11 protein-coding genes are annotated in these 12,321 nt (G+C 62.1%); 8 read left to right on the top strand and 3 right to left on the bottom strand.

Annotated elements, in window-relative coordinates; all coding sequences use genetic code 11:
• The first annotated feature begins 20 nt into the window (after positions 1-20).
• The 4 genes from AB0O87_RS10460 (at position 21) to AB0O87_RS10445 (ending at position 5,529) form a co-directional block, all read left to right on the top strand.
• Positions 21-434: a preprotein translocase subunit YajC gene (locus AB0O87_RS10460; protein ID WP_363515182.1), complete on the top strand. Its 414-nt coding sequence runs from the start codon at positions 21-23 to the stop codon at positions 432-434.
• 55 nt (positions 435-489) lie between these two features.
• Complete coding sequence (secD, locus tag AB0O87_RS10455) at positions 490-2,220, top strand: protein translocase subunit SecD (protein ID WP_363515179.1); 1,731 nt, start codon at positions 490-492, stop codon at positions 2,218-2,220.
• Complete coding sequence (gene secF / locus AB0O87_RS10450; protein ID WP_363515176.1) at positions 2,220-3,209, top strand: protein translocase subunit SecF; 990 nt, start codon at positions 2,220-2,222, stop codon at positions 3,207-3,209. The genes secD and secF overlap by 1 nt, the downstream gene beginning before the upstream one ends.
• Positions 3,210-3,276: 67 nt before the next feature.
• Positions 3,277-5,529 carry a bifunctional (p)ppGpp synthetase/guanosine-3',5'-bis(diphosphate) 3'-pyrophosphohydrolase gene (locus tag AB0O87_RS10445; protein ID WP_363515173.1) on the top strand — a complete coding sequence of 751 codons (2,253 nt, stop codon included), beginning with the start codon at positions 3,277-3,279 and terminating at the stop codon, positions 5,527-5,529.
• Here the strand turns inward: AB0O87_RS10445 and AB0O87_RS10440 are convergent.
• Both AB0O87_RS10440 and AB0O87_RS10435 read right to left on the bottom strand, forming a co-directional pair.
• Positions 5,516-6,067 (bottom strand): SAM-dependent methyltransferase, encoded by a 552-nt coding sequence (locus tag AB0O87_RS10440; RefSeq protein WP_363515170.1) that lies wholly within the window; start codon positions 6,065-6,067, stop codon positions 5,516-5,518. The two genes, AB0O87_RS10445 and AB0O87_RS10440, sit on opposite strands and share 14 nt — an antisense overlap.
• Before the next feature lie 64 nt (positions 6,068-6,131).
• On the bottom strand, positions 6,132-7,484 hold the full coding sequence (locus AB0O87_RS10435) for a DUF349 domain-containing protein (RefSeq protein ID WP_363515167.1): 1,353 nt from the start codon (positions 7,482-7,484) through the stop codon (positions 6,132-6,134).
• A 214-nt stretch (positions 7,485-7,698) separates the two neighbouring features.
• Here AB0O87_RS10435 and AB0O87_RS10430 point away from each other — a divergent pair, with 214 nt between their 5' ends.
• Positions 7,699-9,426, top strand: coding sequence for an FAD-dependent oxidoreductase (locus AB0O87_RS10430; protein WP_363515164.1), 1,728 nt, complete (start codon positions 7,699-7,701; stop codon positions 9,424-9,426).
• On the opposite strand, the gene AB0O87_RS10425 is transcribed toward AB0O87_RS10430, so the two are convergent.
• A complete protein-coding gene (locus tag AB0O87_RS10425; RefSeq protein ID WP_363515161.1) occupies positions 9,414-9,704 on the bottom strand; it encodes a hypothetical protein in 291 nt (96 codons plus the stop codon). The two genes, AB0O87_RS10430 and AB0O87_RS10425, sit on opposite strands and share 13 nt — an antisense overlap.
• Positions 9,705-9,805: 101 nt before the next feature.
• Here AB0O87_RS10425 and AB0O87_RS10420 point away from each other — a divergent pair, with 101 nt between their 5' ends.
• From AB0O87_RS10420 to AB0O87_RS10410, 3 genes are all read left to right on the top strand, one after another.
• On the top strand, positions 9,806-11,164 hold the full coding sequence (locus tag AB0O87_RS10420) for a replication-associated recombination protein A (RefSeq protein WP_363515158.1): 1,359 nt from the start codon (positions 9,806-9,808) through the stop codon (positions 11,162-11,164).
• Positions 11,165-11,344: 180 nt separating this feature from the next.
• Positions 11,345-11,974 (top strand): 30S ribosomal protein S4, encoded by a 630-nt coding sequence (rpsD, locus tag AB0O87_RS10415; protein ID WP_363515155.1) that lies wholly within the window; start codon positions 11,345-11,347, stop codon positions 11,972-11,974.
• A 123-nt stretch (positions 11,975-12,097) separates the two neighbouring features.
• The gene (locus AB0O87_RS10410) at positions 12,098-12,286 is read left to right on the top strand and encodes a hypothetical protein (protein ID WP_363515152.1); all 189 of its coding nucleotides are present in this window, start codon (positions 12,098-12,100) and stop codon (positions 12,284-12,286) included.
• The last annotated feature ends 35 nt before the right edge of the window (positions 12,287-12,321 follow it).

Raw genomic sequence — 12,321 nt, 5'->3', positions numbered from 1 at the left:
CCTGAGAAAGGCGCTCCCTCATGGAAATTCTCCTCTTCGGTCTTCTTGCCGTACTCCTTGTCTTCATGATCTTCAACACGCGCAAGCGTACGAAGCAGATGAAGGCCGAGCAGGAAGAGAAGGCCACCAAGACCGTTCCCGGCGCGAAGGTACTGCTCCAGGGCGGCATCTACGGAACGATCGTCGCGTACGACCCGGAAGACCTCGACACTCCCGCACTGGTGGAGATTGCTCCCGGCACCATCATCGACGTTCACAGCCAGGCGATTCTGCGCGTTGTTGAACCGAAGGATGCCGTTGTCGAAGAAGATGTCGTCATTGTCGACGCAGACAACGAGATCGAAGAGATCGTTGTAGAAGAGTCTGTTGCTCCCGCAACGGAAACGCCCGAGGAGACGCACGCTCGTCTCGAGCGCGACGCAGACGACAAGTAAGTCCGTCGCCGGCGTAGCCGCTCGGATCACCGTTCTTCCAGAAAGCTGAATACACGTGGCTTCATCCTCTCCCGTCCGTCACGCCTGGCGGGTTCTGCTCGGCTTGCTCCTTGTGACCGGTGTGCTCTTTGGCATTAATGCCATGGGCGTCTACGTCTTCAAAGAGAGCTCGTGGGCACCAGAACTCGCCCTCGACCTCCAGGGCGGCACCCAGATCGTCCTGAGCGCCGAGACAGAGGACGGAGCCGCTCCATCGCAGGAGCAGCTCGACCAGGCCGCAGCGATCATCCGTCAGCGCGTTGATGCATCGGGCGTCGCAGAAGCGGATATCACCACTGAGGGCGGACAGAACATCGTCGTCCAGATTCCTGGTGAAGCAGACGCAGAAACGCGTGAGCGCATTCAGTCCAGCGCCCAGCTGGAGTTCCGTCCAGTGCTGTACACAGACGTCGCGAGCACGGAGTTCGTCGGCGAAGACGGCAATGCCACACCTTTTCCCACGCCAGATCCGACGCTGAACTCCACCCCGACAGCCACCCCCACAGACGCGAGCGACCTGTCGTGGGTGACAGATATGCTCGCCGCGGAGTTCCAGGCGTACGACTGCAGTGACCCCGCCAATGACCCCTCACGCGCTCCGCGGGACGAGCCTGTCATTGCGTGTTCCGCCGATGGCACGTCGAAGTACATCCTCGGGCCAACAGAGCTCGACGGCACAGCAATCACGGATGCCACCGCAGGCCGCGATCCTCAGACCGGTGCATGGCTCGTGCAGCTCACGATGAACGGCGACGGTGCAGATGCGTTCGGTGTGGTCAGCACCCGTCTCAACCAGAACCGCCTGGATGGGTTGACACCGCAAGACCAGTTCGCGTTCGTGCTTGACGGCAGCGTCATCAGCGCACCGCGCATGAACGGGCAGATCCTCGATGGACGCCCCAGCATCTCGGGCAGCTTCACCCAGGAGACAGCGACCACGCTGGCGAACCAGCTCAAGTTCGGTGCTTTGCCGCTGAGCTTCACCGTGCAGAGCTCTGACACGATTTCTGCCACGCTCGGTACGCAGCAGCTGCAGATCGGGTTGATCGCTGGACTGATCGGGTTGGCGCTCGTGGCGATCTACTCCCTGATCGTCTATCGCGCACTGGGATCAGTGATCATCGCATCCATCACCGTGATGGCGGTGCTGACATACATCGTCATCTGCATCCTGGCGTGGCGTATCGGCTTCCGCCTCTCGCTCGCTGGTGTTGCGGGTCTGATCGTGTCGATCGGTTTCACGGCCGACTCGTTCATCGTCTACTTCGAGCGAATACGAGATGAGTTGCGTGACGGCAAATCTGTCACTTCCGCGGTGGAAGACGGATGGGGTCGCGCCAAGCGGACCATCTACATCTCAAAGTCGATCAACATTCTTGCTGCAGTCGTGCTCTACATCCTTGCGGACTCGACAGTGAAGGGCTTCGCGTTCACGCTCGGGCTCACGACGTTCATTGACGTGTTGATCTTCGTGATCTTCACCCACCCGGTGATGCAGTTGTTGGCGAGGACGAAGTTCTTCGGTGGTGGACACAAGCTGTCTGGACTGGATCCCGCAGCACTGGGGGCGGTGTACCGCAGTCGGTCGCAGTACCGAGAGGTGACAACTACCTCTGCGGGCCGCGGAGCAAAGAACGCTCGCTCCCGCGGAGAAGCTGATCGCCGACAAACCATTGCAGAGCGCAAGCGCGCCGAAGCGCTTGCCAACGACAAATCGACAAACGCCGGAAGTGAGGGAGACTCCTGATGCCTTCCATGAATGAGTTCGGCAACAACCTCTATTCGGGAAAAACTTCCTTCCCGTTTGTCGCTAAGCGTCGCCTGTGGTTCATCATCGCGATCGCGCTTGTGGTCGGTTCGGCTCTTGTGCCGCTCCTGCGTCCGATCGAGTTCTCGATCGAGTTCACTGGCGGCTCGCAGTTCACCGTGCAGGCGCCTGACAGCGTCGAGCAGGAGACGGCCACGGAGGCTGTGCAGTCGGTCGTGCCAGGGGCGACCACCAAGGTCGTCGTTGTCAACGGAACAGACATCCGCGTGCAGACATCTCAGATGAGCGCAGAAGAGACGCAAGAAGCCTCCGACGCACTCGCTGCCGCTTACGGTGTCGAGCCGACTGACGTCGCATCGTCGTTCATCGGACCGGCGTGGGGCGAGAACGTCACGAAGCAGTCGCTATGGGGTCTTGCGATCTTCTTGGCGCTGACCTTTCTTATTCTTGCGATCTACTTCCGCACCTGGAAGATGTCGGCCGCGGCAATCATCGGTCTGCTGGATGTGCTCGTGATCACGATCGGCGTCTACGCGTTGGCTGGCTTTGAGATCTCGCCCGCAGCAGTCATCGGTTTCTTGACCGTGCTTGCGTACTCGCTTTACGACACCACTGTGGTCTTCGACAAGATCAGGGAAAACACCACAGAAGACGGTGAGAAGTCCGCGAGAACGCTCGGTGAGTCGGTGAACCTCGCGGTGAACCAGACACTGGTGCGCTCGATCAACACATCGGTTGTAGCGGCGCTTCCTGTCGGTGCTGTGCTGTTCATCGGTTCGTTCTGGCTTGGCGCAGAGTCGCTCACTGACATCTCGTTGTCGATTTTTGTCGGCATCCTGGTCGCGACGTACTCCACGCTTTTTGTTGCTGCTCCGCTGTACTCGCTCTTCCGCGAGAACGAGCCGCAGCTCAAGGAACGTGACGCTCGCATCCGTGAGGCACGTGCCCAGGCCGCCATCAAGGCGTAGTCCGCTTGCTCAGCGGGCACCAGTCCCGCACAGCAGACGTAGGATGAACTGATCTGGAGGTGGGTTGATGGCGGAACCGCAGTCATCGTCGCAGGGTTCGAGTTTGCGTCGACTGGTTCCTCGCATCTTCTCGCGCGCGTCGAGGATTAATGATCTCGACAACCTGATCCGCACCGTGAGGGTGAACCACCCCAAGGGCGACATCGCCGTGATTCAGCGGGCGTACGCGGTCGCCAAAGAAAAGCACGAAGGACAAAAGCGCCAGAGCGGTGAGCCGTACATCACGCACCCGCTCGCGGTCGCTCAGATCCTCGCGGAGCTCGGGCTAGGACCTCGTGCCGTCGCAGCGGCGCTGCTGCACGACACCGTCGAAGACACGGGCTACGCGTTGGCCGATCTCACCGCGGAGTTCGGCGACGAGGTCGCGATGCTGGTCGACGGCGTCACCAAACTCGACAAGGTCAAGTACGGCGAAAGTGCGCAGGCAGAGACCGTCCGCAAGATGATTGTTGCGATGTCGAAAGACATTCGTGTTCTGCTCATCAAGCTGGCCGACCGCCTACACAACGCCCGCACTTGGGGTTTCGTGCCGCCGGAGAAAGCGTCAAAGAAGGCCAAAGAGACGCTGGAGATCTACGCTCCGCTCGCAAACCGCCTCGGCATCCAGGCGATCAAATCGGAACTCGAAGATCTCTCCTTCGCCGTACTGCACCCGAAGATCTACAACGAAATTCACAGTCTGATCGCGCAGCGCACCCCGCAGCGGGAGAAGTACCTGGGGCAGGTTGTCGAAGAGATCGACGAAGATCTCAGAGACCTGCGTATTCGCGGCAAGGTTGTCGGGCGCCCGAAGCAGCTCTATTCCGTTTACCAGAAGATGGTGATCCGAGGTCGCGAGTTCGACGACATTTACGACCTCATCGGAATCCGTGTGATGGTCGCCTCTGTCAGAGATTGCTACGCGGTGCTGGGAGCCATCCACGCACGCTGGACGCCGTTGCCTGGGCGCTTCAAGGACTACATCGCCACACCCAAGTTCAACCTTTATCGGTCGTTGCACACCACCGTCATCGGCCCAGCAGGGCGCACTGTCGAAATCCAGATCCGTACGCACGAGATGCACCAGCAAGCGGAGTACGGTGTGGCGGCGCACTGGATGTACAAAGAGCGGATGAACGGCGGAAGCAGAACGGAGGTGCGCGCCTCCGACGCTGACATGGCCTGGTTGGCGCACATTTCCGACTGGCAGGCCGAGACCGCTGACCCGGGTGAGTTCTTAGACTCCCTCCGGTTCGAGATCGGTGCCAAAGAGGTTTACGTCTTCACGCCGAAGGGTCGTGTGATCGGGCTTCCTGCGGGGGCCACCCCCGTGGACTTCGCCTACGCTGTGCACACCGAGATTGGGCACCGGACCATGGGTGCCAAGGTGAACGGCCGGCTCGTGCCGCTGGAATCCGAGGTCAAGAGTGGCGACGTCGTAGAGGTGTTCACCTCCAAGAACCCGGATGCGGGTCCAAGCCAGGACTGGTTGGGGTTTGTTGCCAGCACACGTGCGCGCAACAAGATTCGTGGCTGGTTCACGAAGGAGCGACGAGAAGAAGCGATCGAGCAGGGTAAAGAGGCGATTGCCCGAGCGATGCGTCGGCAGAACCTGCCTCTCCAGCGCTTGATGAGTCAGGATTCCTTCGCTGAGGTTGCGCGCGGGTTGCACTACGAAGATGTGTCTGCGCTCTATGCAGCTGTCGGCGAAGGGCACGTGTCCACGCAGTCCGTGCTGGAAAAGGTGACAGCTCTCGTTGCCGCAGATGACCCGACAACTGGCGCGATTGATCTCCCAGGAAGCATCCCTACGCGAGAGCCTCGCACAGGCGACTCCGGAATCCTCGTGCGCGGAGCCGACGATATCCTCGTGAAGCTGGCGAAGTGTTGTACTCCCGTGCCGGGGGACCCGATTGTGGGCTTCGTCACGCGGGGGAGCGGAGTATCCGTCCACCGCGCCGACTGCGTCAATGTGAAGGCGCTGAGCGGCGAGCAAGACCGCTTTGTGGATGTCTCGTGGGCTCCCACCACCAAGAGTGTGTTCCGCGTGCATATTCAGGTAGAGGCACTGGATCGTTCTGCTCTGCTTTCTGACGTGACCCGCGTACTGAGCGAGCACCACCTCAACATTCTGTCGGCGTCAGTGACGACCACAGATGAAAGGCTCGCGCTGAGTCGCTTTGTCTTCGAGATGGGTGATGCAGTGCATCTTGATCGAGTCCTCAATGCAGTGCGGCGTATCGATGCCGTATACGACGTCTATCGCGTTACTTCTTCCTGAGAGCAAGTCGCTGGAGCACGGCTGATCCGACGCGGCTTCCCGGAACGCGGCGCATTTCACTGAGTACCGCAGCCGCGGCACCAGGCGTATCAGGTTGGACGGCCGCGAGACGGTCCATCCAGGTCATCATCCGCGGATCGCGGTGCAGACTCGTCGCCAGGTCGAGCATTGTCCTCACCGGAGACGACACCGCAGCGCCGCCGATGAAGACGACGTCTGATGCGGGCAGAAGCGTGTCGTGGAAGACGACTCGCGAGCTCATGATCGGGCGTAAGCGTCGCGCCACGTAGCGCCGCACGTGGTGCACCGAAGGCGGAACGTCTCCTGCGCCATGTATCCACGCCGCGGAGGGGCCAGAGGCTGCGGTACCGGGCTGGATGATGTGGGCGATGCTGCTGGCGCGAACATCAGGGCCTTCCACCAGATCGGCGGGGATGTAGGCGTCTCCGACCTCGACAAGGTGACCATCGATCCGTGCGGCGCTGAGCTCGGGTTGCGAGAGGCGCTGGCCGGGAAAATACAGAAGCGCGGGGTGCATCACGCCAGTTTGGCGTAGTGCACCCCGCGCTTGCTGTGCGGTGGGGTTGCCTGTGGAGAACCGATCAGCCGCCGAGGGCGCTGAGCCAGGCACGACGCGCTTCGAGCGCGTCTGCTGCTTCCTTGGCCGCCTTCTTGTTGCCAGCCTTGTCGGCAGCGGCTACTTCGGCTTCGAGCTTCTCAATTGCTTCGAGGAGCTGGGACGTCATGTCGTTGGCGCGCGCCTTAGTCTCTGGATTGTTCTTCTTCCAGTCGACGTCTTCGCGGCCTTTTAGGCCCTGTTCGATGGCACGGAGCTTGTCATCGAGTGCGCGTTCCTTCTCCCTGGGGAAGACACGGCCAATCTCATCCCACTGACGTTGGATACGCGTGAGCAGAGCCCGCGCTCGCTTGATGTTTGACTCGTCGGCCACGGCCTTTGCCTCTTCAAGCAGGGCTTCGCGGGCTTCGATCTTGGGAGCGGAGTCTGCCTCTTCTGCGGCGGACTGCTCTGCACGTGCTGCGTAGAGGGCGTCTCCTGCCGCCTTGAAGCGAGCCCACAGAGCGTCATCAGCCTTACGGCCGGCGCGTCCGGAGGCCTTCCACTCGTCGAGCAAGTTGCGGTAGGCGGGAATGCCGTCGACGCCGCGAGGAGCGAGTGCCTCGGCGCGCTCGACGAGACGGGACTTCGCATCCCGGGCCACCTTATGGGCGTCATCGAGCTGAGAATAGAACGCACGGCGCTGCTTGTCGACGACGGCACGCGCATCACGGAACCGCTTCCACAATTGCTGCGAAACGCTCTTCGACAGGCGAGGCCCATTCTGCTGCTGAGCTTGCCACTCATCGAACAGCTCGCCGAGTTCTGCCGTGACCTGCTTCCACTGCACCTTGCTGAGGTCGCTGGCAGCGATCGCCTCTGCGCGCTCGACAAGCACTGTGCGCTCCGCAATCGCCTTGTCGACGAGCTCCTTGGCCTGCTGAGCTTCTTGCTCAGTCGCCTCAGAAAGCGATGAAGTGAGTGCAGTGAGACGCTCGCGTAGTCCGGCGAGATCGCCCACCGCTGCGGCGTCGGTCGCCTCGCCGATCAGATGCTCGGCCTGCTTGGCGAGATCACTTGCCGCTGCCCCGCCTGCCTGGTGGCGCTGCTCGAGGGTGTGCACTTTGAAGGCGATGTCGTCGAACTTGCGCGTGAAGTACGCAAGCGCTTCTTCCGGCGTTCCATCGGGGTACTGGCCGACGACGCGCCAGACGCCGTCCTCCTTGACCTCAACAGTGCCGTCTTCTGAGACTCGACCCCATTCAGCGGAGGTAGAGGAAGACACAGACGCAGTCGTCGATGACGCAACGGACGCCGGAGTCGGCGCCTTTCGTGGCATCGGTACGCCTGGCGGCACTGGGACGGGTGGGGTCGGCTTCGAAGGCTCGTTGGCAGACACGTAATTCTCCTTGCGCGGTTGGGCCGCGGGAGGCGGAAAGGACGAGGCTCAGCCTAGTACGCCAGAGCGCCGCGAGTGCGGGCGTGGGGTTACCTCTCGGCGTTACCGATTTGTGAGGAGAACGTTCGCCCGACGAAACACACCACGTTGCATAGCGGAAACACGACCCTCATAACCTCGCGGTAAAGGGAAGATTTTCGGTGACAGGAGCGCGATGAACGACCCCGTATCCACGACGAAGGAGATCCTTGTCGTCGGCGCAGGGGTGGCAGCGGCGACGTTTGTCGAGTGCCTGCTTCGTGATCCAGATGTTACGGCGCGCATCACCGTGATCGGCGATGAGGCACACGCCCCATATGACAGATCAGGCGTAGCTGGCATCGTTGACGGAGTCGACCCGCACGAGCTTCTGATTGACTCCTCGGTATTCCGTGACGCTCGTGTGCGGTTGGTCACCGACGATCGAGTACTGCGCATTGACCGCAGCACGCACTCAGTACGAACACGATCTCGGCGCGACTACTTCTACGACACGCTCGTGCTTGCAACGGGCTCGTACGCCGCCCGAGTTGCCGTTGACGGCGCGCGTCTTCCCGGCTGTTTTCTGCTGCATACGATCGACGACGCGGTGCTGCTGCGCGCCTTCCTCGACTCCCGCACTCGGGAGCTGGGGCGTCCGCTTCGCGGGGTCGTCATCGGTGGTGGACGTTCTGGACTCGAGGCCGCCGTTGCACTGCGCAACAGGGGAGTCGACACCACTGTCGTGCAGTATCAGGAACGCTTGATGCCACGGCAGTTTGATGCAGCCGGTGCGGCGCTCATGCAGCGGCTGCTCGTGGATCAGGGCATCACGGTGCGCACCCGCACTCGCACGACTCGTATCGATGAGAATGAGTCCGGCGCTGTCGCCTCGTTGGAATTTCAGGATGGGTCTTTTCAGCTCGCTGATGTTGTCGTGGTCACAGTCGGGGTGCGTGCCCGCGATGAACTCGCACGCAATTTGGGTCTCGACGTGGACCCCAAAGGGGGTGTGCTCATTGATGAACGCTGCGGCACCTCCGACCCCGACATCCTCGCAATCGGCCAAGTAGCGCGGAGAAGGCAGGATCGTCTGACCTCGCCGGCTGACGCTCTCTCGACCGCTGAGGTCGCAGCGATGCGTGTACGAGAGGAGAAACTGCGTCCGCTTGCGCAGGAAGATGCGGAGCGAGTTTCGATAGCGGGTGTGCACGCCGCGTGGTGGGGCGACTCGCTCGGACACACGCGCGGAGCCGTCGAAGTCGTGGTTGAGGAGCACGCGGCAACCGGCACCTATCGGAAGCTCGTACTCACCGATGATGCCCAAACCGTGCTCGGCGGCATATTTGTCGGCGACACAAGAGGATTCGAAACTCTTCGTACGCTCGTCGGACAGCGCGATGGCCACAAAATCGCTCCGTATCTCGTCCCCTCAACCGACACTCGCCAGCCCACAGCGGTGGTGTGCGAGCACATCGGGCTGACGCTCGACCAGCTGAGCGTGGCAGTGCGGGCCGCTGGACTCTGCAGCTTTAGCGCGCTCGGTGCGCAGTTTGGATGGGAAGTCGAGTGCGCGTCCTGCACTCGAGCCGTTGCTCTGGTGCTTGCCAAAATCTCACCAACGCTGGGCATCGCTGCCGCGAAGACCCGTCAGAGCGAGAGCAACCCGTCACCCATCCAGATCCGTCCTGAGCTCCTGCGTACGCTGTCACCAACGGTGGCTCAGGGAACGCTCAGTGCGGCTCAGCTCATCGAGATCGGACGCATTGCGACCGAATTTGATCTGCAACCGCAGATTGCGGGGGACAGGATCGAGCTCCGTGGGGCGAGTTCAGACCAAGAGCCGGTCTTGCGCGAACGCCTGACTCGAGCGGGGCTGACCTTTGACCGCAGCGCGGTCAGTCCAGCCGCCTATTCGGCCTGAGTCTCGGATGGCTCCGGGCTCGGCTGATCCGTCGGCACCGTCGAGGGTTCGACCGAGGGGGTCGACGTGGGCTCAGGCGCGGGCACTGTGGCCTGAGCATGCAGGACTTGGCTGCCAATAGCCGCGACAACGATGAGGCTGGCGGCAATGGCGGCGATCGTGTTGTCGCGCACGCGACGGCGAATCTGGCCTTCATGCCACTGTGCGCGCGCGGTGTGCAGACGAGCGCGCTCAGCTGACATGCGCGCCTGCGCGTTCTTGGAACCGCGTGCGGCCATCTGTGCATCTCCCATCTGAACGTCGCACTCCGACGTCGCCTGAGAGCCTACCCGGATGAGCGGATCGCCGAAGTGTCAGCGCCCGCCGTTAGCCTGGAGGGATGACGTCCCCAGCTGCACTGCTCTCAGGGCAGACGCCCCTCGCCGTGCGGATGCGTCCGGTGTCGCTTGCAGAGGTGGCCGGACAGCGACACCTCTTACGAGCAGGCTCACCGATCGTCGCTCTTGCTGACCCCGCAGCCACTTCACCCGGAGCGGTGTCGATCATTCTGTGGGGGCCACCTGGCACAGGCAAAACGACGTTGGCGCAGGCCATTGCGCGCTCTTCAGGACGACGATTCGTCGAGCTATCTGCAATCACCGCAGGAGTGAAAGACGTGCGCGAGGTGATGCAAGAAGCCATCACCCAGCGCGACCTCTACGGTCAGACCACAATCCTCTTTCTCGACGAGATTCACCGTTTTACCAAAGCGCAGCAAGATGCACTGCTGCCGGGGGTCGAAAACGGATGGGTCATTCTGATCGCGGCGACGACTGAGAATCCATCGTTCTCTGTCATCTCCCCACTGCTATCTCGCTCCCTGTTGTTGACGCTTCAGCCCCTCACCGACGACGACATCGGGCTTCTCGTGGACCGAGCAGTCGACGATGCGCGCGGCCTCAAGGGCGCCGTCACGTTGACCGACGAAGCCCGTTCCGCTCTGGTGCGACTGGCTTCAGGCGATGCGCGCCGTGCGCTGACGGGCCTTGAAGCCGGTGCTGCCGTCGCACAGTCTCACGCGGCGGAAGCGACGCCCGAAGAGGGGCAAGAAGCGCCTCTCGTGCCTGAGGTCACTGCTGACGACGTCGCTCAGGCTGTGGATAAGGCGCTGCTGCGATACGACAGGCAGGGTGACGAGCACTACGACGTCATCAGTGCTTTCATCAAGTCCATTAGAGGGTCAGACCCAGACGCCGCGTTGCACTATCTCGCACGCATGATCGAGGCGGGGGAGGACCCCCGATTCATCGCCAGGCGTCTCGTCATCTCCGCCTCCGAAGACGTGGGCCTGGCAGACCCACAGGCGCTGAGCATCGCGGTCGCTGCGGCAGACGCCGTCGCCTTCATTGGCATGCCTGAGGGGCGCATCCCGCTGGCTGAGGCCACCGTCTACCTCGCAACGACAGCGAAGTCGAATGCAGCGTATGTGGGTATCGACGCGGCGATCGCAGACATCCGCAAGGGTGGCTTTGGCCGCGTCCCGCTGCATCTGAGAGATGCGCACTATCCGGGGGCGAAGCGGCTGGGCCACGGTCGCGGCTATGTGTACTCCCACGACAGCGAGTTCGGCATCGTGCCGCAGCAATACCTTCCAGATGAGTTGGATGGTCGTCAGTACTACCAACCCAAAACTCTCGGAGCAGAGCGCGAGATCAGCGCCCGTCTCGAGCGCATCAGACGCATCCTGGGGGACCGCTAGTCCAGGAACAGATCGGGACGACGGGTCTGTTAGACTTGAGCGGCTCGAAACCGTGTTTTCGGGCATCTCCTCGTTCACTACACACCTTGACAGCGCCCCGGCGTGCGCTCCAAGGCAGAACGCGGGTGATACGTCCGTGAGTCGTGAAAGACGCGACCACGTCATCGGAAGGAACACTTCGTGACTACGAAGTCCCAGGACCGCCGCAAGGTGCGTCTTAGCCGCGCCCTCGGCGTTGCTCTTACCCCGAAGGCCGCCCGCTACCTCGAGAAGCGTCCCTACGCTCCGGGTGAGCACGGCCGCACCAAGCGCAAGACCGACAGTGACTACGCGGTTCGTCTGCGCGAGAAGCAGCGTCTTCGCGAGCAGTACGGCATTCGCGAGAAGCAGATGCGCAACACGTTCAACGAGGCCCGTCGCCACGACGGTCTGACCGGTGAGAACCTGGTCGAGCTGCTCGAGATGCGTCTTGACGCACTCGTCGTGCGTTCGGGCTTTGCCCGCACGACCGCGCAGGCTCGCCAGCTCGTCGTGCACCGCCACATTCTCGTTGATGGTCAGCTCGTTGACCGCCCGTCCTTCCGCGTGAAGCCGGGCCAGCTCATCCACGTCAAGCCTAAGAGCGAGGGCACTGAGCCCTTCCAGGTGGCAGCAGCCGGCGGTCACGCCGAGGTTCTGCCTCCCGTTCCCGGCTACCTCGAGGTCGAGCTCGACAAGCTTCAGTCGCGTCTGGTCCGTCGCCCGAAGCGCGCAGAGGTCCCCGTGACCTGTGAAGTGCAGCTGGTCGTCGAGTACTACGCAGCGCGCTAAGCATCGCGCACACCGCTCTCTCAGAGCATCAAGGCAAGAGGCGTCGGGATTCCGACGCCTCTTGTCGTTTCCGCATACGATGGAGGCACCGCGCCTTCGCGGGTCAAAGGCAAGGATGATGACATGAAGAACGTGCTCTGGTTCCTGATCGGCGTGATCGGCGGCTTCGTCGCGGCTCACTTCATGAACAAAGATCCGCGGGGCCACGACATCCTCGCCGAGGTCGATGCGAGGATCAATGGCTTCACCGCCATCCTCGGCGACGCGTACCGCGAGCAAGAGGCACGGCTCACGGAGCCGGGCAACAACTGAACCACCGTAGCGGCGCTTCGGCGCGGCATCCTCAC

The organism is Microbacterium sp. NPDC076768 (genome assembly GCF_040687205.1).
In the GTDB taxonomy this organism is placed as follows: domain Bacteria; phylum Actinomycetota; class Actinomycetes; order Actinomycetales; family Microbacteriaceae; genus Microbacterium.
Note: the sequence above shows the minus strand (reverse complement) of the source record. Positions and strands in the feature narration are given on the sequence as shown.